This window comes from Streptomyces sp. NPDC101225 (genome assembly GCF_044767585.1).
Taxonomy (GTDB): Bacteria; Actinomycetota; Actinomycetes; order Streptomycetales; family Streptomycetaceae; genus Streptomyces.
The window spans coordinates 1-21,115 of the sequence record NZ_JBIWOE010000004.1; the positions used below are offsets into that span (position 1 = coordinate 1).

Genomic DNA, 21,115 nt, shown 5'->3' on the forward strand with positions numbered 1-21,115 from the left:
CACCACCGCCGCCCTGGTGACCTGCCCTGCCGGGCACACCGTCCCGCTCTCGGCACCCGGTGGCCGGCACGACCAGCGCACCGCCTCCTTCAAGGGCCTGTGCACCGGCTGCCCGCTGCGCGAGCGGTGTACCAAAGCCAAGGCCGGACGCGTCGTGACCATCCGCCCGCACCACGACCTGCAAGCCGCTGCCCGCCACCAAGCCGCGAACGATCCCGACTGGCAGGCCGACTACCGGCGCTGGCGGCCCCCCGTCGAACGCGCCGTCGCCTGGCTCGTCCAGCACGGCAACCGCCGCCTGCGCCACCGCGGAACCATCGCCAACAACACCTGGCTCCACACCCGAGCAGCCGCCCTCAACCTCCGCCGACTGATCAACCTCGGACTCACTCACACTGGCGGCAGCTGGCAAATCACCCCGGCCACCGCATAGCGAACAGGGGCTGCCCGGCCTACGGCCGGACAGCCCCTCACCAAGATCTTCATGAGCCTTCTAGGGGACGCCCCTGCCCTGCCCCCGAGGGAGGGCCCTCCCCGGAGTCGTACGCCGTGGCCAGGCAGGTTCGGACCGGAGGCCGATGTTCTCCTTATGTCCGAAGACGGACCATGGAGACATGAGTGCAGCAACGATCACCCCGGCCCCCGGTCGTCCACCCGGTGCGACACCCGTCGTCGGCAGCCACCGTCACCGCCTCGGCGACGCGCTGCGCGCGGTGAAGGTGTTCGCGGGCGCCGCCTTCGACGTCGTGATCCTCGGCGAGTACGGCGAGGAAGCGGGCGTGCGCCGCAAGTGACGGCGCCCCTCGGCCGTGGTCCGGCCGGCCCGCGCCCGGCTCAGCCCTCGCCCGACAGGATCTCGTCCGCGTCCACGATCCGGTACGCGTAGCCCTGTTCCGCCAGGAAGCGCTGGCGGTGGGCGGCGAAGTCCTGGTCGATGGTGTCGCGGGCGACCACGGAGTAGAAGTGGGCCTGATGGCCGTCGGCCTTCGGACGCAGCACCCGGCCCAGACGCTGGGCCTCCTCCTGACGTGAGCCGAAGGTGCCCGACACCTGGACGGCGACCGTCGCCTCCGGCAGGTCGATCGAGAAGTTCGCGACCTTGGAGACCACCAGCACGCTGATCTCGCCCTCCCGGAAGGCGTCGAAGAGTTTCTCGCGCTGCGCGTTGGACGTCTCGCCCTTGATGACCGGCGCGTTCAAGTGCTTGCCCAGCTCGTCGAGTTGGTCGATGTACTGGCCGATGACGAGGATCTGCTGTCCGGCGAACTTGCGCACGATCGCCTCCGTCACCCTGCGCTTGGTCTCCGTCGTCGCGCAGTAGCGGTACTTCTCCTCCGTCTCGGCGGTGGCGTAGGCGAGCCGCTCGGAGTCGGTGAGGTTGACGCGCACCTCCACACAGTCGGCCGGCGCGATGTAGCCCTGCGCCTCGATCTCCTTCCACGGCGCGTCGAACCGCTTGGGGCCGATCAGGGAGAAGACGTCGGACTCCCGTCCGTCCTCCCGCACCAGCGTCGCCGTCAGCCCCAGCCGGCGCCGGGCCTGGAGGTCCGCGGTGAACTTGAAGACCGGCGCGGGCAGCAGGTGCACCTCGTCGTAGACGATGAGGCCCCAGTCGCGGGAGTCGAAGAGCTCCAGGTGCGGGTAGACGCCCTTCCGCCGCGTGGTCAGCACCTGGTACGTGGCGATGGTGACCGGTCGGATCTCCTTCCGCGTCCCGCTGTACTCGCCGATCTCCTCCTCGGTCAGCGAGGTCCGCCGCACCAGCTCGTGCTTCCACTGCCGGGCGGAGACGGTGTTGGTGACGAGGATCAGGGTGGTCGACCTGGCCTGCGCCATGGAGCCGGCGCCGACCAGCGTCTTGCCGGCGCCGCACGGCAGCACCACGACCCCGGAGCCGCCGTGCCAGAAGTTCTCCACGGCCTGCTTCTGGTACGGGCGCAGCGCCCAGCCGTCCTCGTTCAGCTCGATCGGGTGCGCCTCGCCGTCCACGTACCCCGCGAGGTCCTCGGCCGGCCAGCCCAGCTTGAGCAGCGTCTGCTTGATCTGCCCGCGCTCGGAGGGGTGCACGGCGACGGTGTCGGGGTCGATGCGGGCGCCGACCAGCGGCGTGACCCGCTTCGAGCGCAGGATCTCCTCCAGCACCGGCCGGTCGGTGGTGGTGAGGACCAGGCCGTGCGTGGGGTGCTTGGAGAGCGTGAGGCGGCCGTAGCGGTCCATCGTGTCGGCGATGTCGACCAGCAGGGCGTGCGGCACGGGGTAGCGGCTGTAGGTCACCAGCGCGTCCACGACCTGCTCGGCGTCGTGCCCGGCCGCGCGCGCGTTCCACAGGCCGAGCGGTGTCACCCGGTAGGTGTGGATGTGCTCAGGAGCCCGCTCCAGCTCCGCGAAGACCGCGATGGCACGGCGGCACGCGTCGGCCTGCTCGTGGTCGACCTCGAGCAGCAGCGTCTTGTCGGACTGGACGATGAGCGGACCGTTCACGCGGGGCACCCCTTCTTCAGGCCAAAGGTGAGGCCAAACGTCCAGTGTGCCCTACGGCCCGCCGATCACCGCGGTTCGTGACCGGTCCGGGATCAGTCCTCCGCGAGCTCCGCGACGCCCGTCACCCGGTGCAGCGGATAGGTCCGTACCTCGTCCGCCGTGTGGTCGTACGCCGTCACGAAGCCGCCCTCGACCCGGATGGGGGCGATGACGCGCTGGCTGGCGGTGCCCTCGGCGTTGACGTAGCCGATCCAGACGGCCACGCCGGTGAGGGCGGCGGCCTGCATGGTGGCGAGGGTCTCGGCGGAGCTGGTGCGCGGGAGGTCGCCGCCCGCCGAAGGGGGCTGCTTGCGCGGGGCCGTGGAGGCCCGGTCGCCGGCCCGGATCGCGCGGATGGCGGCCGCGAGGAGCGTGGCGTCGGGGGCCGGCGGGCCGTCCGGGACCGGCTCCGGCGCGGTGCGGGGCGGGGTGCGGTGGGCGTCGGCGCGGGTGATGAGGACGTCGCCCTCCGCCGACTCGGCGGCCGGTGCGTAGCCCATCGCGCGCAGCCCGTCGAGGAGGGTCGCCGGGTCGGCCTGGGCGGCGAGGACGGTGGGGGCCAGGCGGCGCAGGCGCAGGCCGGCGGCGCGTCGGTCGGCGAGGATCTCGTTCAGCATCGCGTCGTCGTCGCAGCGCACGTACGCCGAGGCCGCCCCCACCCGCAGATGACCGTGCCTGCGGGCCACGTCGTCGATCAGGTACGTCAGCGGCTGCGGGACGGGCGTGCGCGCGTGCGCGGTGAGGAAGGCGTGCAGGTCGGAGGCGGTACGCCCGGCGTCCAGGGCCCGGCGCACGGAACCCGGCGTGAAGCGGTAGACCGTCGCCCCGCCCTTCGACTCCACGTCCGCGAGCACGTCCAGCGTGTCGGCCAGCGGCCGCCGCAGCGGGCCGGGGGCCACCGCCGTCAGGTCGGCCTGGAGCAGGACGTGGTCGAGGGGCTCGGGCAGCAGCGGGGCGAGCAGGCGGGCGGCCGTGGCGGAGGCGGTGGCCTGTTCGGCGGGCGAGAGCGGTTCCAGGGTGACGTGCACGTGGTGGACGGGCAGCTTGTCGCCGGGGCCCGACGCGGCGGGCCCGTCGGGCGGCTCCGCCGCGGGCCCCCGGGCGGGCGCCCCGAGCAGGGCGCGACCGTGCTCCGACAGCGCGCCGCGTCCCGTCACGCCGAGGGTCTCCGCCTCCGACAGAGCCCACCGGGCGAGCCGGCCGCGCAGGTCGTCGTCCTTGCCCCGCTCCCGGTTCCGCTCGATCGGGGGGACCTCCATGGCGCCGCGCAGCGGCCGCTCCCAGCGCAACCGGGCCAGCAGGGACTCGGCGGACACAGACGCCCCCGCGGGCAGCCCGGCCAGCAGTGTCAGCACCCGGTGGCGCACCTCCGGCGCGGCGCTGCGGTCCAGCCCCGGCCCGAGCGCCGACAACGTACGGTCCTTCGCGTCCCGGCCGCCGACCACGCCCGCCGTCCGGGTCGCCGTCAGCCACGCCTCGGCCAGCTGCGCCCAGCGCTCGGCGGGCGGCAGCTCCAGCCACTCGTCGTAGAAGGGCGTGGCCGCGTACCGCTCGTCGGCCTCCCCGTCGGAGGCCAGCAGCCCGGCCGCGTAGGTGAGTTCGACCCAGAACGCGGCGACGGGCTCGGTGACGTCGAGGGCGACGGCGGTGCGCTTGAGGTCGCGCACGCTCAGACCGCCGGCCCGCAGCACCGCCGGCCCGCCCTCGTCCCAGTCCTTGAGCAGCTCCTCCACCGTCGCCAGCGCGGTGTAGGCCTGCCCGGCCGCGGTCGTGTCCACCACCTGCGGACGGTACGTGCCGGCCACCACCAGACCGGGCGGCAGCGGCTCGGTGGTGCGATGCGCCCGGCCGCCGCGCAGATGCAGGGCCACCTCACGCGGCAGTACGACCGTGCCGGGCGCCGTCGGCAGCAGCAGCCCGCGGTCGAGCAGCCAGCGCAGCCGGGGCGCCGGGTCGGCGGTGACCTGCCCGTACGGCGGCCCCCACACCAGCCGGTCCAGCACCTCGCGCGACTCCGCGGACGCCCCGTCCAGCAGCGCCGTCATCCGGGTGCGGTCGCCGAACAGGCCGGTGAGCGCGGCGAGGGCGGAGACCGAGTCGTGCGTCGAGGACAGCCCCGCCGTGGCGACGATCTCCTGGATCCGCCCCGGCGACATGCCCGCCGCCTCCTGCACCGTGGGTCCGAGCCCGGTCGGCGAGGGGTGCTGCGGCGACGGCGCGAGCAGCTCCCGGGCCGTGCGCACCAGCCGCAGCCGGTCGTCGCCGCCCCACACCAGGGCCTGTTCGCGCAGGGTGCCGAGGGCGCGGGGCAGGGCCGCCTCGACCGCCGTCTCCCCCTCGTCGCCGCCCATCAGCGCGAGCAGTTCGCCGTACCCGGCCGGGTCCGCGGCCACCGCCAGCGCCTGGGCCGTCTGGAGCGCGAACCGGTCCAGCCGCTCCAGGGCCCGCACCACCGAGGCGCGCGTCCCGGCCCGCGTCGCCAGCTGGGTGAGATCGGTGGGCACGGGGGTGATGAGGTCGGGACGGCTGCGCAGCAGCTCCGCCAGGGAGGTGTCGTCCCTGAGCCGGAGTGCCTCTGCGAGGGAACGCGGGGCCGGGGTGCTCATCTGCCCCACGTTAGCGGCTGGCCTGTGCCGCGGCGGACGTCCCGGTGCGGGCCGGTCGCCTCCACCCTGCGCTACCTTCGTGCACGAGGGGTATCACGGGGGGCAGCCAAGACATCCGTCCCGGAGGGGACTTCGTGGGGATCGAGAGCGACAAGGTCGTCTACGAGTATCTGAGCCGCGTCGGGGACGTGGCGCAGCAGCGGCAGCTGCCGTCGGCCGCGCGGATGCGGCTGGTGTCGGAGCTGCGCAACGAGATCGACCGGCAGCGGGCGAGGACGACCGTCGACAGCCCCGCCGCGGTGCGCCGCATCCTCTCCCGGCTCGGCAGCCCCGACGAGGTGGTCGCCGCCGCCGGGGGAGCCACCTCCGCGCCGGCGCCGGCCCCCGCCCATGTGCCGGTGCAGCGCGACGACGAGCAGGACGGCGGCGGCAAGCGGCTGCCGAAGAGCCTGCGCCGGGCGGTGCCCCGCCCGCGCCCCGCCCAGCCCGCGCCGCCCGCCGCCGACGGCCCCGCGCCGCCGCACCTGGCGAGCGCCGCGGAGCTCGGCGGCAGTGTGATCCAGCCCGACTGGTGGCGGGTGGAGACGACCCCGTTCGGCGAGAGCGTGCCCGGGTTCACCGGCGGCGTGGAGATCCCGGAGCTGCTCAGGCCGCCGCGGCCGAAGGAGCCGGAGCGGCCGGAAGGCCCGCGGCAGGAGGAGGCTCCCGCCACCGGCAAGGCCGTGCAGGCCGAGGAGGACGCGGTCGTCGAGGCTCCCGTGGCCCGGCGCCGTCGTATCCCGCTGCCCGCCGGCGGCTGGAGCAATCCGCTGCTGCTGGTCGCCGCCGGGCTGCTCGTCGCCGGCGCGATCCTCGGCAACTGGTTCGCCCTGCTGCTCGGTTGGCTCATCGCCTACGCCTCCCGCAGGCTGACGCCGATCGAGTCGAAGTGGGCGGTCGTCGGCATGCCGGGCCTCGCGCTCGGGGCCGGGCTCGTCTGGTTGTGGGGCAGGAACGACGGCCGCTGGGGCACTCCCATCGCACAGGGCCACATGAACGACGCGATCGCCGGGACCTGGCCCTGGGTGGTGCGCGGCGCGGCGGTGCTGTCGGCTTTGTACGTGGTGTGGCGTTCGCAGCGCAGGCCGTAGCCGGGCGCGAGGCGAGGCCGTCGCCGGAGCGCGGCGGGAGACCGCGGCCCGCGGTGACGACGGAGGTCACATCCGCCGGACGCCTTTTCGCCGTGCCCCGTGGGCACAATGGCCGATATGGCCTCCACGACAGCCCCCGCCCCGACCGTCGGCTTCGACCTCGACATGACCCTCATCGACTCCCGCCCCGGTATCCGCGCCTGCTACCAGGCGCTGTCGGAGCGGACGGGGACGTACATCGACGCCGACCTCGCGGTCACCCGGCTCGGGCCGCCGCTCGCCGAGGAGCTGATCAACTGGTTCCCCGAGGACCGGCTCGCGGAGATCGCGGACCTGTACCGCTCGATGTACCCCGCCATCGCCATCGCCGCGACGCCCGCGATGCCCGGCGCCCGCGAAGCCGTGGACGCCGTCAAGGCGGCGGGCGCACGCGCGATCGTCGTCACCGCCAAGTTCGAGCCGAACGCCAAGATGCACCTGGAGCACCTGGACATCCACCCCGACGAGGTGGTGGGAGACCTGTGGGCCGAGCAGAAGGCGCAGGCGCTGCGCGAGCACGGCGCGGGCGTCTACGTCGGCGACCACCTGGGCGACGTGCGCGGCGCGCGCACGGCCGGGGCGCTGTCCGTCGCCGTGGCGACGGGGCCGTGCGGCGCCGAGGAGTTGAGGGCGGCCGGTGCGGACGTCGTGCTCGACGACCTCACGCGGTTCCCGGCATGGCTCGCGGGCTACCGCCCGGCGCGGGCCTGACGGCGGCCGGCCGCGATCGACCTGAGCAGTCCGGCGCCCGCGACGAGGAAGCCGATCCCCATGAGCATGCAGAGGCCGAACATGTAGCTCGGAAATGGCTTCGCACGGAGGAACAGCGGAGCCACTGTGACGAGTGTGGCCACCGCACCTAGGAAGAACACGATGACACCGGCACGGATCAGTCGGTCACCGGGCGCGGCGGAATTCGTTTGGGTTTTGTCACGCACCGGACCAGGGTAGTTCCCTGCCCGAAGGAACAACCCGGCGACGTCTTGTCACCGGCCTGAAGAGCATTAGCCTTGGTACCGGCGGGTCCGCGACGGCCCGCCCCACTGCTATCAAGAGCAGTTTCCGAAGCAGTTTTCCGACGAGTACGAGGACGAGGACAGACGTGCCTACCGGCAAGGTCAAGTGGTTCAACAGCGAGAAGGGCTTCGGCTTTCTCTCCCGTGACGACGGCGGTGACGTCTTCGTCCATTCCTCGGTCCTGCCCGCCGGAGTGGATGCGCTCAAGCCGGGTCAGCGCGTGGAGTTCGGTGTCGTCGCCGGACAACGCGGTGACCAGGCGCTTTCGGTCACCGTCCTGGACCCGACCCCCTCGGTCGCGGCGGCGACCCGGAAGAAGCCCGACGAACTCGCCTCCATCGTGCAGGATTTGACGACCCTGCTCGAGAACATCACGCCGATGCTGGAGAAGGGCCGCTACCCCGACAAGACCTCGGGCAAGAAGATCGCGGGTCTGCTGCGCGCGGTCGCCGACCAACTCGACGTATAAACGCCCGTTTACGGGAATTCCAGCGCTCCCGGGCCGAGGGGCGGTACGAGCTCCTCGGCCGCGGCGCGGGTGAGCAGGCCCCGGATCGCGGCGTAGCCGTTGTCGCCCAGGTCGGCGGTGAACTCGTTGACGTACAGGCCGATGTGCTGGTCGGCGACGGACGGGTCCATCTCCTGGGCGTGTTCCATGACGTAGGGGCGGCCGGCCTCGGGGTCGTCCCAGGCGGCGCGCACGGAGGCGCGGATCGCGTCGGCCAGGCGCGTCAGCGTCCGCTCGCCCAGCGAGCGCTTCGCGATGATCGCCCCCAGCGGGATCGGCAGCCCGGTCGTGCTCTCCCAGTGCTCGCCCATGTCCGCGAGCTTGTGCAGCCCGTAGTTCTGGTAGGTGAAGCGGGCCTCGTGGATGACGAGGCCGGCGTCGACCTTCCCGTCCCGCACGGCCGGCATGATCTCGTGGAAGGGCATGACGACGATCTCGCCGACCCCGCCGGGGACCGTGTCCGCCGCCCAGAGACGGAAGAGCAGGTACGCCGTCGACTTCTCGCTCGGCACGGCGACGGTACGGCCGGTGAGCCCCCCGCTGCCGAGAGCGTGCGGGGTGCCCCCGGGCCCCGCCGCCCGGGTGAGGACCAGCGGCCCGCAGCCCCGGCCCAGCGCGCCCCCGCAGGGCAGCAGCGCGTAGTCGCCCAGGACGTACGGCAGGACGGCGTACGACACCTTCAGTACGTCGAACTCGCCGCGCTCGGCCATGCCGTTGGTGATGTCGATGTCCGCGAACGTCACCTCCAGCGCGGGCGCCCCCGGCACGCGGCCGTGGGCGAGGGCGTCGAAGACGAAGGTGTCGTTCGGGCAGGGCGAGTACGCGATCTGCAGGGGCTGCTCACTGGTCATACGGGTTCCAACTCTCCAGGACGGGCGCCAGCTTCCCGAATGCCTCGGTCAGTGTGGTGAGGGCGTCACCGATGCGCCAGGCGGCGCGGTCGCGCGGGCCGACGGGATTGGACACCGCACGGATCTCCAGCACGGGCACGCCGTGCGCGGCGGCGGCCTCGGCCACCCCGAAGCCCTCCATGGCCTCGGCGAGGGCGCGGGGGTGGCGGGCCCGCAGAACGCCGGCGCGCTCGGCGGTCCCCGTCACGGTGGAGACGGTCAGTACGGCTCCGGGGCGTGCGCCGGTCGCGGCCACGAGGTCTCGTACGAGTGCATGCGGCGGACGGTGGGTGACGGTCCCGAAGCCGAGTTCGGTGACCGGCACGAATCCCTCCGCCGTCTCGGCGCCCAGATCGGCCGCGGTGATCTCGTCGGCGACGACGAGGGAGCCGACCGGCGCCTCGGGCTGGAAGCCGCCGGCGATCCCGGCACTGACCACCAGGCCGTAGGGGCCGCCCCGCAGGGCGGCGGTGGTGAGGGCGGTGGCCGTGGACGCGGCGGCGAGGGCGGGGCCCACCCCGGCCGCGATCACGGTGCGGCCCTCCCCCGCGAACGTCCGGGCCACCGCGTCCCGTTCGACGGGGACCGCGGTGGCCACGAGGACACGGAGGGGGGCCATGGGGGACGTGGTCAGTCGTCCTTCTTGAACTTGAAGTTCCACAGGCCGGTGACCGCGCTGCCGCTCTTCTTGCCGTCGCCCGCCTTGATGGAGACCACGGTGGAGTTGCCCTGGGCGCCGTACTGCGCGTTGAAGAAGACGCTGCCCGGGATGGTGCGGTAGGTCTTGTCGCTGTCCTCGGTCAGCGGCTGACCGTTCATCAGGATGGTCCAGCGCTTGTCCGCGATGTCCGGGTCGACGCCGAAGCGGACGGTCTCGTCGGGGTCGACCTTGATCGACTTGATGTCCTTGTCCTGCAGGCACTTGGTCAGGTCCGCGGTCTTCAGGGTCTTGCCCTCACCGCCGCAGGAGGCCTCCGAGCTGACGGAGGAGCGGCCGACGGTGATCGTGGACAGCGGCGTCGGCTTGTCGCAGGCCGACAGCACGAGCAGTCCGGCCGATACGGCGCCGACGGCGGCGACGGCGCGGCGGCGTCGCACCGCGGCGGTGACATCTGCGGCTCCGCCGCGTGGCATCGAGGTCATGGCCGAAGGCTATCTGGCGCCCTGGGCGACCCCTTTACGTGGGGTGCGGCGTGCCCCGGTGTTACGCCACGCGTGGCTTGGCCGCGCCGCCGTGCCGTGCCGAGCTGAGCAGACCGCGGACCGTGGTGAACAGCCCCAGGGAGATCACCGCGGCGGCCAGGCACAGGCCCGCCGTGCCGTTGAGCGGCATCACGATGCCGATCGCGCCGCCGAGCACCCACGCCATCTGGAGCATGGTCTCCGAGCGCGCGAACGCCGAGGTGCGCACCAGCTCCGGCACGTCCCGCTGGATCAGCGCGTCCAGGGACAGCTTGGCCAGCGCCTGCGAGAACCCGGCGACCGCGGCCAGACAGGCCACCAGCAACGCGCCGAAGAAGATCGCCGCGACGATCGCCGCCCCCAGCACGATCGCGACCACCGTCACGATGATGATCTCCGGCGCCCGCTGCTTCAGCCATGACCCGACGGCCGTGCCGAGCGCGTTCCCGGCGCCCGCCGCGACGGCCACCATGCCCAGCGACACGGCCGCGCTGGAGCCGGTCAGCGGGTGCTCGCGCAGCAGGAAGGCGAGGAAGAAGGTGAGGAATCCGGACAGCCAGCGCAGGGTGGCGTTGGCGCCGAGCGCGTGGGTGACCGCGCTGCCCACGGTCCGCAGGCCCGGGCGCTTGAGCGGCTTGCGGTGCGGCCCGTGCAGATGCTCCTCGTCGGAGGCGAGCAGCGCGACGTCCTCCCCCTTGGCCGAGTCGACCTTCGGCGCCAGGGAGAAGGACAGGAACATGCCCCAGATGTAGATCACGAAGGCGCCGTAGAGCGGCCAGCGCGGTCCTATCGCGTGCAGGCCGGCCCCGATCGGGGCCGCGGCACCGGTGGCGAGGAGCCCGCCGAGCGTGACCCGGGAGTTGGCCTTCACCAGGGAGAACCGGGGTGGCAGCAGCCGGGGCACCACGGCGCTGCGCACGACGCCGTACGCCTTGGACGCGACCAGCACGCCGAGCGCGGCCGGATACAGCTCCAGGCTGCCGCTGGCGACGGCGCCGGAGATGATCAGCGCGAGCAGCGCGCGGGCCAGCATCGAGCCCGCCATCGCGGCCCGGCGGCCGTGCGGCAGGCGGTCCAGGAGCGGTCCGATCACCGGGGCCAGGACCGTGAACGGCGCCATGGTGATCGCGAGGTAGAGCGCGACGCGCCCGCGGGCCTCGTCGGTCGGTACGGAGAAGAAGACGGTCGAGGCGAGGGCGATGGTGACCATGAGGTCGCCGGCGCCGTTCACCGCGTGCAGTTCGATCAGCTTGCCGAGGCCCGATTCCCCGGCGCCATGGGCGTGGGTGGCCTTTCTGATGCCGCGGGCGGTTCCGGTCACCGGGAAGTGCAGGGCACGGCCGACCGCGCGGACGGACCCGCCGAACCGGCCCGAACCGCCACCACGACCGCTGCCCTTGATCCCACCGACTCCGGTGGCTCCAGGAGGAGTCCTTGCGGCTGCCACTCCGCCATAGTGCCCCGAGAAGCCTGTGTGTAGTGCGGTTACCGCGCGTATGGGCGCGTACTTGGCGAGTTGATCGGCCCGCGGGCGGTTTCCCGCACGGGAAACGTCCCGTCGGTGTAGGCCGAGCGGTCGCGAGAAGGTAGCGTGCGTAGCGCGTCGTGGCGAACGTTCTCGGCCGCGCGCCTTACGGACATCCCGCAGAATGGATGCATGAGGTGCGCCCGAGCGCGATCGGGCGTGGACGTCGACGCGGTCCCTCGGTCCGCTCCGTCCGCACCCACCGCCTTCAGGCCGGCGCACCCGAGTGACGGCGTAGGAGAGAAGCGATACCTGTGAGCGCAGCGACCACGCGAAGCCGCACCCCCGACCGCCTGTGCGCCGAGGCCGTCGACCTCGCCCGCACCGCAGCCGAGGAGGCTGCCGCACCGGGGGTGGTGGGCGAGCACGCGGGGCTGGAGTCGGAGGGCGACCGCGTGGTCACGCACTTCTTCGAGTGCAAGGAGCTCGGCTACCGGGGCTGGCGCTGGGCCGTGACGGTCGCGCGTGCCTCCCGGGCCAAGTTCGTCACCCTGGACGAGGTCGTGCTGCTGCCCGGACCGGACGCCCTGCTCGCGCCCGAGTGGGTGCCGTGGAGCGAGCGGCTGCGGCCCGGGGACATGGGGCCGGGCGACCTGCTGCCGACGGACGCGGAGGACCTCCGGCTGGAGCCCGGGTACTCCGGCGACGACCAGCCGGCACCCGACTCGGCCGTCTCCGCGGAGATGGCGGAGCTGGCGGAGGCGGAGGACGCGGAGGTCACCTCGGGCGTGCCCGCGAGCCTGCCGATCGCCCCCTCCCGCGGCTCCATCGCGGCCGTCGCCGAAGAACTCGGCATGCGCCGCTCCCGGGTCCTGTCCCGCTACGGACTGCACGTCGCCGCCGACCGCTGGGAGGAGTCCTACGGCGCCAAGACGCCGATGGCGCAGGCGGCGCCCGCGTCCTGCGTCAGCTGCGGCTTCCTCCAGCCGATCGGCGGCTCGCTGGGCCAGGCGTTCGGTGTCTGCGCCAACGAGTTCTCGCCCGCCGACGGGCGGATCGTCTCCCTCGCCTACGGCTGCGGGGGACACTCCGAGGCGGCGGTCATGCCGAAGCCGCCGCAGCCCGCCGCGCCCGTGATCGACGAGACGCGGGTGGATCCGTTCCCGCTGCGGCCGGCGGCGGACTCCGGTTCCGTGTCGGTCGTCTCCGACGAGTCCGCGGCGGAGCTGGGGCATTCGTAGGTGTGCGCGCCGGTGGGGGCCGCGCCCCCGGACGGGCCGAAATGAACTGAGCTGAGTCGCGGTACCTTCATGCTCACGTCGAGGGCCGATGAGGAGAAGCAACGTGAGCAAGTTCGTGCGGCCCGCAGCCGAGGGTGCGGACGCGTTCGGGACCGCCCGTCTCCGGCGGGGTGTGCTCGACGCCTGGGCCACCAGCCCCGCCCGGTTCCGGGAGGACGCCAACGCCGAGGAGGACCTCGTCCTCGGCGGCTACCGCGACCGGCTGGTCGTCGAGCTCGCCCAGAACGCCGCGGACGCCGCGGCCCGGGCCGGCGTACCCGGCCGCCTCCGGCTCACCCTGCGCGACGGCGTCCTGGTCGCCGCCAACACCGGCGCCCCCCTGGACGCGGCCGGCGTCGAGTCGCTGGCCACCCTGCGCGCCTCCGCGAAGCGCGACGCCCAGGAGACGACGACCGGCCGGTTCGGCGTCGGCTTCGCCGCCGTGCTCGCCGTCACCGACGAGCCCGCGGTGGTCGGCCGCCACGGCGGCGTCCGCTGGTCCCTCGCCGAGGCCCGGGAGCTGGCCGCCGAGGCCGCGCGCGACAACCCGGCGCTGGCCGACGAGATCCGGCGCCGGGACGGACACGTCCCGCTCCTGAGGCTGCCGTTCGCCGCCGAGGGCACCGCACCGGCCCCCTACGACACCGCCGTCATCCTGCCGCTGCGCGACACGGCCGCCGCCGACCTGGCCGAACGCCTCCTCGGCGGCGTGGACGACGCCCTCCTGCTGGCCCTTCCGGGCCTGGCGGACGTCGTGATCGAGGTCGACGGCGACGCCCCGCGCGCGCTGCGCCGCACCACCGACGGGCCCTTCACCGTCGTCGAGGACACGCGGCACGGCACCACGCGCTGGCGTACGTCCGCCGCGCACGGGCCGCTCACCCCCGACCTTCTCGCCGACCGGCCCGTGGAGGAGCGGCTGCGCCCCCACTGGACCGTCACCTGGGCCGTGCCCGCCGGCCCCGACGGCAGCCCCGAGCCCCCGCGCACCAGCCCCGTCGTGCACGCCCCGACGCCGAGCGACGAGCCGCTGGGCGCGCCCGCCCTGCTCATCGCCTCCTTCCCGCTCGACACCACGCGCCGGCACGCGGCACCCGGCCCGCTCACCGACTTCCTCGTGCAGCGCGCGGCGGACGCGTACGCCGACCTCCTCGCCGGGTGGAGCCCGGTGGCGGAGGGCATCATCGGCCTGGTGCCCGGCCCGCTGGGCAAGGGCGAGCTGGACGGTGCGCTGCGGCAGGCGATCCTCGAACGGCTGCCGCGCACCGCGTTCCTCCCGCCGGCCCTTCCCGGACCGCCGCCCGCCGCCGAGCCCGGCGACGACGAGGACCCCGGTCTCCCCGAGTCCCTCCGGCCCCGCGACGCCGAGATCCTGGAGGGTGCGGGGGCGGACACCGTGCGGGTGCTCGCCGAGGTGCTGCCGACCCTGCTGCCCGCCGGGCTGGAGCGGCGGGTGGAGCTGCGCACCCTGGGCGTCGCCCGCGTCCCGCTCACCGACGCCGTGGACCGGCTGGCCGGCCTGGAGAAGGACCCCGGCTGGTGGCGGCGGCTCTACGACAGCCTCGCCGGGGTCGACCCGGACCGGCTCTCGGGGCTGCCCGTGCCGCTGGCCGGGGGCGGCTCCCAGGCGTTCGGCACCGGGGGAGGGCGGACCACCATCGGGCCCCGGCAGGTGCTGCTGCCGACGCCCGACGACACCGCGCGCATCGACCCGGCGATGCTCGCGCGCCTCGGCCTGAAGGTCGCCCACCCGGACGCCGCCCACCCCCTGCTGGAGAAGCTGGGCGCGCTGCCCGCCACGCCCCGCGCCGTGCTCACCACGCCCCAGGTGCGTGCCGCCGTCGCCGCCTCCCTCGACGACGACGAGGGCGGGCTGGACTGGGAGCAGGACGCACCCGACGCCGAGGAACTGGCCGAGACCGTCCTCGCGCTCGTGCGGGACGCCGGCCTGGACCCCGGCGACGAGCCCTGGCTGGGCGCGCTCGCCCTGCCCGACGAGGACGGGGAACCGGCTCCCGCCGGTGAGCTCGTCCTGCCGGGCAGCCCCTTCCACCAGGTCATGCGGGAGGGCGAACTCGCCACCGTCGACGCCGAGCTGGCCGAGCGCTGGGGGCGGCAGCCGCTGGCCGCCTGCGGCGTGCTCGCCGACTTCGCGCTCGTCCGCGCCACCGACGTCGTCCTCGACCCGGACGAACTGGAACCCCGCGACGGGGACTTCGCCGAGCCCGACGACCCCGGGCTGCTGGACGCCGTGGACGTGTGGAGCGAGGACGTCCTCGACCGGTTCCCGGACACGCCCGTGCCGCCCGTCGCCACCGAGCTGATCGCCGTACGGGACCTGGATCTCGTCGACGACGACAAGTGGCCGCAGGCGCTGGCCCTGCTCGCGCAGCCGCCGCTGCGTGACGCGCTCGTCCAGCCGGTGCGCGTCCTGCTGCCCGACGGCACGCACGAGGCCGTGCGTCCCTACACCGCCTGGTGGCTGCGCGGGCATCCCGTGCTCGACGGCCGCCGCCCCGCCGGACTGCTCGCGTCCGGCGGCGACCCGCTGCTGCGCGGCCTGTACGACGAGGCCGACGCGACCGGGTTCGAGGACGAGCAGGTGCTGCGGGCGCTCGGCGTGCGGACGTCCGTGGCCGCGCTGCTGGACGAGCCGGGCGGCGCCGCCGAGCTCCTGGACCGGCTGGCCGACCCCGACCGGGAGGTCACCGGCGCCCAACTGCACGCCCTGTACGGCGCGTTGGCCGATCTGGACCCCGAGCAGGTGACCCTGCCGGACGACCTGCGGGCCGTCGTGGACGGGCGGGTGGAGGTGGTGGACGCCGCCGAGGCCGTCGTCGTCGACTCGCCGGACCTGCTGCCCTTCACCCAGGGGGTCCCCCTGCTGCCGGTACGGCCGGCCCGCGCCGCCGAACTGGCCGAGCTCTTCCAGGTGCGGCGCCTGAGCGAGTCCGTCACCGGCGAGGTGACCTCCCAGGGCACCGAGCACGAGGTACCGGACCCGGTCCGCGTGCTCCTGGGCGCGCGGACTCCTTCGACCTACGTCGAGCACGAGGAACTCGTCGTCGACGGGGTGGAGCTGGACTGGCGTCTCACCTCGGACGGCACCCTCCACGCGGCCACCCTGGAAGGCGTGGCCGCGGGCCTCGCCTGGTCGGCCCGCCAGTGGCCGCGCCGCTTCGAGGTGGCGGCCCTGCTGGAAGACCCGTCCCGTACCGAGGAGCTGGCCCGGGACCGCTGGTTCGACTGACCGGCAACGACCGGTGCCGCCCGTCCACAACGTCCCCGGACAGAACACCTAGGTGGCGAAGCGGCGGTCGACCCATTTCCACAGCAGTTCCAGGGCGGCCGACGCCACCGCCGCCACCGCGACCGCGAGCCACGGCATGGTGACGCCCACCAGCTTCAGCGCGAAGAAGTGCTGGAGCGGTGGGACGACGAGGACGAAGAGGAAGGCCACGCCCATCGCGGCGACGAGGGCGACGCGCCACCAGGTGTAGGGGCGGGCGATGATCGCCAGGACCCACATCGAGATCAGGAAGAGGGTCAGCGTGGCCGCGCTGGTCTCGGCGTCCAGCTGGCCCGGACCCGTGTAGTAGTGACGTGCCATCAGGTACGTGACGAAGGTCGCCACGCCCGCCACCAGTCCGCCCGGGATCGCGTACCGCATGACCCGGCGCACGAAGTGCGGGCGGGCCCGTTCCCGGTTGGGGGCCAGGGCCAGGAAGAAGGCCGGGACGCCGATCGTCAGGGTGGACAGCAGGGTCAGATGGCGGGGCAGGAAGGGGTATTCGACCTGAAAGCACACCACCAGCAGCGCGAGCAGCACCGAGTAGACCGTCTTCACGAGGAAGAGCGTCGCCACCCGCGTGATGTTGCCGATGACCCGCCGGCCCTCCGCCACCACCGACGGCAGCGTCGCGAAGCTGTTGTCGAGCAGCACGATCTGCGCGACCGCGCGGGTGGCCTCCGAGCCCGAGCCCATGGACACCCCGATGTCGGCGTCCTTGAGGGCCAGTACGTCGTTCACGCCGTCGCCGGTCATCGCGACCGTGTGCCCGCGGGACTGCAGGGCCGCCACCATCTCCCGCTTCTGCTGCGGCGTGACCCGCCCGAACACCGTGCCCTCGTCCAGCGCCCGGGCCATCGGGGCCGGCTCGGAGGGCAGACTGCGGGCGTCGACCGTCTGCCCGGTGAGGCCCAGCTTCCCGGCCACGGCGCCCACGGACACGGCGTTGTCGCCGGAGATGACCTTGGCGTGGACGTCCTGCTCGGCGAAGTAGCGCAGGGTGTCGGCGGCGTCGGGCCGCAGCCGCTGTTCGAGGACGACCAGAGCGGTGGGCCGGGCGCCCCGCGCGGGCTCGGGGTCGTCGAGGTCGCGGCCGGCCCGGGCCAGCAGCAGCACCCGCAGCCCCTGCTCGTTGAGCCGGCCGGTCTCGGCGAGAGCCGGGTCGTCGTCGGCGAGCAGCACGTCGGGCGCCCCCAGCAGCCACGTACTGGACTCGCCGTCGCCCTCGCTGAAGGTGGCGCCGCTGTACTTGCGGGCGGAGGAGAAGGGCAGGGACTCCGTGCAGCGCCAGTCCTCGACGTCCGGATAGGCGTCGATGATCGCCTGGAGCGAGGCGTTGGGCCGCGGGTCGGACTCGCCGAGCGCGCCGAGCACCTTGCGTACGTACGACTCCTCGGCGCCCTGGAGCGGCCGGAGTTCGGTCACGTCCATGCCGCCCTCGGTGAGGGTGCCGGTCTTGTCGAGGCAGACGGTGTCGACGCGGGCGAGCCCCTCGATGGCGGGGAGTTCCTGGACCAGGCACTGTTTTCGGCCAAGTCGGATGACGCCGATCGCGAAGGCCACGGAGGTCAGCAGGACCAGGCCCTCCGGAACCATCGGCACGATCCCGCCCACCGTGCGCGCGACCGAGTCCTTGAACCCGTGCTGTTTGACCACCAACTGGCTGATGACCAGGCCGATCGCGGTCGGGATCATCATCCAGGTCACGTACTTGAGGATCGTGGAGATGCCGGAGCGCAGTTCGGAGTGGACGAGGGTGAACCGGGAGGCCTCCTCGGCCAGTTGGGCGGCGTAGGCCTCGCGGCCCACCTTGGTGGCCCGGAAGGCGCCGCCGCCGGCGACGACGAAGCTGCCCGACATGACCCGGTCGCCGGGCCGCTTGACCACGGGGTCGGCCTCGCCGGTGAGCAGCGACTCGTCGATCTCCAGCCCGTCGGCCTCGACGCACACCCCGTCGACCACGGCCTTGTCGCCGGGCCCGATCTCCAGCAGGTCGTCCAGCACGATCTCGGAGGTGCTGACCGCGGCCGCGGTGCCCTCGCGCCGTACCGTCGGCCGGGCCTCGCCGATCACGGCGAGGGAGTCGAGGGTCTTCTTCGCCCGCCACTCCTGCACGATGCCGATGCCGGTGTTGGCGAGGATGACGAAGCCGAACAGGCTGTCCTGGATCGGCGCGACGAAGAACATGATCAGCCAGAGCACGCCGATGATGGCGTTGAACCGGGTGAAGACGTTCGCCCGGACGATCTCGCCCATCGACCGGCTGCTGCGCACCGGGACGTCGTTGACCTGCCCGCGGGCGACACGTTCCGCGACCTCGGCCGCGGTCAGGCCGTGGGTGCCGGCCGGGACGGGTACGGGGTGCACAGGGTCGAGCTCGGCGCCGGCGTCGATGTGCTGCATGCATCCGACGGTACGTGCCGGTATGCGGCTTCACCCGTCGAGTGCCCGGAAGATCCGACCAGGGGAGGAGCCGCGTCGTGCGGTGGTAGTACGTGCGGCCCGCGGACGGCTCGCCCGGCGGGCGGGCTCACTCGGCGGACGGCGCCTTCGGCGCCGCCGCGCGCTTGATCGCCGCGTCCCGCTTCCTGACGAACCAGATGCCGTACAGGCCGAGCACGCCGCCGGCCAGGCAGGTCCACAGCCACCAGGTGTGCCCGTGGTCGTCGAACCAGCCGTAGAAGGGGAGCTGCACCAGGAAGAGGGCGAACCAGAGGATCGTGCCGCCCGTGATGGTGGCGACGACGGGGCCCTCCAGGGGCTCCGGCGCCTCGTGCTTCGGTGTCCACTTCGCCATGGGGGACAGCTTACGAGGCGATCAGGTCTACGCGCGGAGATAGCGTGCGCGGGCTTCATATGTTCATACTGAAACCGTTTACGTCTGAACCTGTCTGAATCTCCTCGTAGGAACATCCAATGTCCACCTCGGCTCCCGCCAAGGTCCCCGCACCCGGTCAGCCGGGGCAGACGCCCGCCCACGGCGCACTCGACCGCTACTTCAAGATCTCCGAGCGGGGCAGCTCGCTCCCGCGTGAGATCCGCGGCGGTTTCGCCACCTTCTTCGCGATGGCCTACATCGTCGTGCTGAACCCGATCATCCTGGGCAGCGCGAAGGACATGTACGGTCACCAGCTGGACAACGGGCAGCTGGTGACCGCGACCGCGCTGACCGCCGCCTTCACCACGCTCCTCATGGGAGTCGTCGGCAACGTGCCGATCGCGCTCGCCGCCGGCCTCGGGGTGAACTCGGTCGTCGCGCTCCAGCTCGCACCCCGGATGTCCTGGCCGGACGCGATGGGCATGGTCGTACTCGCCGGCGTCGTCGTGATGCTGCTGGTCGCCACCGGCCTGCGCGAGCGCGTGATGAACGCCGTCCCCTACGGCCTGCGCAAGGCCATCGCCATCGGCATCGGCCTGTTCATCATGCTGATCGGGCTGGTCGACTCCGGATTCGTCTCCCGCATCCCGGACGCCGCGCAGACCACCGTGCCGCTCCAGCTCGGCGCCGACGGCCACCTCAACGGCTGGCCGGTGCTCGTCTTCATCCTGGGCGCCCTGCTCACCCTCGCGCTGATCGTCCGCAAGGTCCCGGGCGCGATCCTGATCTCGATCGTCGCGATGACGGTCGTCGCGGTGGTCGTCAACGCCGTCGCGAAGGTCCCCAGCTGGGGCCTGACCACGCCCAAGTGGCCCGGCAACCCCGTCGCCACCCCGGACTTCGGCCTGATCGGCAAGGTCAGCCTGTTCGGCGGCTTCTCCGACGTCGGCGTGCTGACCGGCGTCCTGTTCGTCTTCACCGTGCTGCTGTCGTGCTTCTTCGACGCGATGGGCACGATCATGGGCGTCAGCGACGAGGCCAAGCTGACCGACGCCCAGGGCCAGATGCCCGGCATCAACAAGGTCCTCTTCGTCGACGGCATCGCGGTCGCGGCGGGCGGCGCCAGCTCCTCCTCGGCGACCACCTGCTTCGTGGAGTCCACGGCCGGCGTCGGCGAAGGCGCGCGCACCGGCTTCGCGAACGTGGTCACCGGCGCCCTGTTCGCCGTGGCGCTGTTCCTCACGCCGGTGGCCACCATGGTCCCGTCCCAGGCGGCCACCCCGGCCCTGCTCGCGGTGGGCTTCCTGATCCTGGCCGGCTCGGTCAAGGAGATCGACTGGGCCGACCACACGATCGCGATCCCGGCCTTCGTGACGATGGTGATGATGCCGTTCACCTACTCGATCACCAACGGCATCGGCATGGGCTTCCTCACCTTCGTCGTGCTGCGCCTCGCGGCCGGCCGGGCCAGGGAGATCCCGGTGGCGATGTACGTCGTCGCGGCGGTCTTCGCCTTCTACTACCTGATGCCGGCCCTCGGCCTGACGTGAGCCGCGCGCTCACGTGACCCCGTAGAACTTCTCCGTCTCCTCGACGGCGGCGTGGAACCGCTCGTCGAAGTCGCCCCGGATGAGCGTCCGGACCACGTAGTCCTGGACGCTCATTCCCCGTTTGGCGGCGTGGTCCCGGAGCCGTTCGAGCAGCTCCCCGTCGATCCGCAGGCTGAGCACGCTGGTCCCCATGAACACGAGGGTCTCGGGCGGGCTCGCTGAGATGTTCACTTTCTGCAGCCGACTCACTCGTACGGGTGATGCTGTGTTTGGCGGGGAGCGGCCCCTGCGCCCTGTGCCGGCGGCCTTTCCGTGGCCGGAGTCACGGGAATTCCGCCCGCCCGCCAGCTTGTTTAGCGAGGGTAATGAGTTACTCTAAGGATATGTCGGACCTCACCCATGGCGACGACGCTGCCGCCGTGAACTCCCTGCGCTCAGCTGTGATGCGGCTGTCCCGCCGGCTCAAGCACCAGCGGGTCGACGAGTCGCTGAGCCCCACCGAGATGTCGGTGCTGGGCACCCTGGCCCGCTGCGGTACGGCCACCCCGGGCGAGCTAGCCCGCAAGGAGCACGTGCAGCCGCCGTCGATGACCCGCATCGTCGCCCTGCTCGAGGCCAAGGGGCTGGTCCGGCTGGAGCCGCACCCGGAGGACCGGCGCCAGAAGGTCGTCACCCAGACCGAGCAGGCCGAGGCGATGCTCGACGAGAGCCGCACCAAGCGGAACGCCTTCCTGGCCAGCCTGGTCGAGGGGCTGGACGAGGACGAGTGGGCGAAACTGCGCGCCGCCGCCCCCGTGCTGGAGAAGCTCGCTCATCTGTAA

19 protein-coding genes are annotated in these 21,115 nt (G+C 73.0%); 9 read left to right on the forward strand and 10 right to left on the reverse strand.

Translation table 11 applies throughout. The annotated features are described in order from the left end of the window. Positions 1 to 433: transposase (locus tag ACIRPX_RS06850; RefSeq protein ID WP_404189306.1), on the forward strand; the 433-nt coding region annotated here is incomplete at its 5' end. Positions 434 to 614: 181 nt separating this feature from the next. Further along, complete coding sequence (locus ACIRPX_RS06855; RefSeq protein WP_404189309.1) at positions 615 to 794, forward strand: hypothetical protein; 180 nt, start codon at positions 615 to 617, stop codon at positions 792 to 794. Between the two features lie 40 nt (positions 795 to 834). Here ACIRPX_RS06855 and ACIRPX_RS06860 read toward each other — a convergent pair whose 3' ends face one another. Together ACIRPX_RS06860 and ACIRPX_RS06865 are read right to left on the reverse strand one after the other, a co-directional pair. Further along, positions 835 to 2,481, reverse strand: coding sequence for a DNA repair helicase XPB (locus ACIRPX_RS06860; RefSeq protein WP_404189312.1), 1,647 nt, complete (start codon positions 2,479 to 2,481; stop codon positions 835 to 837). Between the two features lie 92 nt (positions 2,482 to 2,573). Beyond that, positions 2,574 to 5,126 carry a helicase-associated domain-containing protein gene (locus tag ACIRPX_RS06865; protein ID WP_404189315.1) on the reverse strand — a complete coding sequence of 851 codons (2,553 nt, stop codon included), beginning with the start codon at positions 5,124 to 5,126 and terminating at the stop codon, positions 2,574 to 2,576. A gap of 134 nt (positions 5,127 to 5,260) precedes the next feature. On the opposite strand from ACIRPX_RS06865, the gene ACIRPX_RS06870 reads away from it, so the two are divergent. Then, the gene (locus ACIRPX_RS06870) at positions 5,261 to 6,256 is read left to right on the forward strand and encodes a hypothetical protein (RefSeq protein ID WP_404189318.1); all 996 of its coding nucleotides are present in this window, start codon (positions 5,261 to 5,263) and stop codon (positions 6,254 to 6,256) included. A gap of 108 nt (positions 6,257 to 6,364) precedes the next feature. Continuing rightward, positions 6,365 to 7,006, forward strand: a complete 642-nt coding sequence (locus ACIRPX_RS06875) for an HAD family hydrolase (protein ID WP_404189321.1) — start codon at positions 6,365 to 6,367, stop codon at positions 7,004 to 7,006. Here ACIRPX_RS06875 and ACIRPX_RS06880 read toward each other — a convergent pair. Further along, positions 6,985 to 7,233 (reverse strand): hypothetical protein, encoded by a 249-nt coding sequence (locus tag ACIRPX_RS06880; protein ID WP_404189324.1) that lies wholly within the window; start codon positions 7,231 to 7,233, stop codon positions 6,985 to 6,987. The two genes, ACIRPX_RS06875 and ACIRPX_RS06880, sit on opposite strands and share 22 nt — an antisense overlap. A 164-nt stretch (positions 7,234 to 7,397) precedes the next feature. Here ACIRPX_RS06880 and ACIRPX_RS06885 point away from each other — a divergent pair, with 164 nt between their 5' ends. Then, positions 7,398 to 7,781: a cold-shock protein gene (locus ACIRPX_RS06885; protein ID WP_404189326.1), complete on the forward strand. Its 384-nt coding sequence runs from the start codon at positions 7,398 to 7,400 to the stop codon at positions 7,779 to 7,781. Between the two features lie 8 nt (positions 7,782 to 7,789). Here ACIRPX_RS06885 and ACIRPX_RS06890 read toward each other — a convergent pair whose 3' ends face one another. The 4 genes from ACIRPX_RS06890 to ACIRPX_RS06905 form a co-directional block, all read right to left on the reverse strand. Continuing rightward, positions 7,790 to 8,671, reverse strand: a complete 882-nt coding sequence (locus ACIRPX_RS06890; RefSeq protein ID WP_404189329.1) for a 1,4-dihydroxy-6-naphthoate synthase — start codon at positions 8,669 to 8,671, stop codon at positions 7,790 to 7,792. Further along, on the reverse strand, positions 8,661 to 9,329 hold the full coding sequence (locus ACIRPX_RS06895; RefSeq protein WP_404189332.1) for a futalosine hydrolase: 669 nt from the start codon (positions 9,327 to 9,329) through the stop codon (positions 8,661 to 8,663). Before ACIRPX_RS06895 ends, ACIRPX_RS06890 begins: the two co-directional genes overlap by 11 nt. An 11-nt stretch (positions 9,330 to 9,340) precedes the next feature. Next, on the reverse strand, positions 9,341 to 9,853 hold the full coding sequence (locus ACIRPX_RS06900) for a DUF2771 domain-containing protein (protein WP_404189333.1): 513 nt from the start codon (positions 9,851 to 9,853) through the stop codon (positions 9,341 to 9,343). 61 nt (positions 9,854 to 9,914) lie between these two features. After that, positions 9,915 to 11,339 carry an MFS transporter gene (locus ACIRPX_RS06905; RefSeq protein ID WP_404189336.1) on the reverse strand — a complete coding sequence of 475 codons (1,425 nt, stop codon included), beginning with the start codon at positions 11,337 to 11,339 and terminating at the stop codon, positions 9,915 to 9,917. A 332-nt stretch (positions 11,340 to 11,671) separates the two neighbouring features. On the opposite strand from ACIRPX_RS06905, the gene ACIRPX_RS06910 reads away from it, so the two are divergent. Both ACIRPX_RS06910 and ACIRPX_RS06915 read left to right on the forward strand, forming a co-directional pair. Continuing rightward, complete coding sequence (locus ACIRPX_RS06910) at positions 11,672 to 12,598, forward strand: DUF3027 domain-containing protein (protein ID WP_404189339.1); 927 nt, start codon at positions 11,672 to 11,674, stop codon at positions 12,596 to 12,598. Positions 12,599 to 12,701: 103 nt separating this feature from the next. Beyond that, on the forward strand, positions 12,702 to 15,887 hold the full coding sequence (locus tag ACIRPX_RS06915) for a sacsin N-terminal ATP-binding-like domain-containing protein (protein ID WP_404189342.1): 3,186 nt from the start codon (positions 12,702 to 12,704) through the stop codon (positions 15,885 to 15,887). Between the two features lie 48 nt (positions 15,888 to 15,935). On the opposite strand, the gene ACIRPX_RS06920 is transcribed toward ACIRPX_RS06915, so the two are convergent. Continuing rightward, positions 15,936 to 18,329 (reverse strand): HAD-IC family P-type ATPase, encoded by a 2,394-nt coding sequence (locus ACIRPX_RS06920; RefSeq protein ID WP_404189345.1) that lies wholly within the window; start codon positions 18,327 to 18,329, stop codon positions 15,936 to 15,938. Positions 18,330 to 18,456: 127 nt separating this feature from the next. Beyond that, the gene (locus tag ACIRPX_RS06925) at positions 18,457 to 18,723 is read right to left on the reverse strand and encodes a DUF2530 domain-containing protein (protein WP_404189348.1); all 267 of its coding nucleotides are present in this window, start codon (positions 18,721 to 18,723) and stop codon (positions 18,457 to 18,459) included. A 119-nt stretch (positions 18,724 to 18,842) separates the two neighbouring features. On the opposite strand from ACIRPX_RS06925, the gene ACIRPX_RS06930 reads away from it, so the two are divergent. Then, positions 18,843 to 20,294 (forward strand): NCS2 family permease, encoded by a 1,452-nt coding sequence (locus ACIRPX_RS06930; protein ID WP_404189351.1) that lies wholly within the window; start codon positions 18,843 to 18,845, stop codon positions 20,292 to 20,294. A 9-nt stretch (positions 20,295 to 20,303) separates the two neighbouring features. Here ACIRPX_RS06930 and ACIRPX_RS06935 read toward each other — a convergent pair whose 3' ends face one another. Beyond that, complete coding sequence (locus ACIRPX_RS06935; RefSeq protein WP_404190236.1) at positions 20,304 to 20,492, reverse strand: ribbon-helix-helix protein, CopG family; 189 nt, start codon at positions 20,490 to 20,492, stop codon at positions 20,304 to 20,306. A gap of 185 nt (positions 20,493 to 20,677) precedes the next feature. Here ACIRPX_RS06935 and ACIRPX_RS06940 point away from each other — a divergent pair, with 185 nt between their 5' ends. Further along, the gene (locus tag ACIRPX_RS06940; protein WP_404189354.1) at positions 20,678 to 21,115 is read left to right on the forward strand and encodes a MarR family winged helix-turn-helix transcriptional regulator; all 438 of its coding nucleotides are present in this window, start codon (positions 20,678 to 20,680) and stop codon (positions 21,113 to 21,115) included.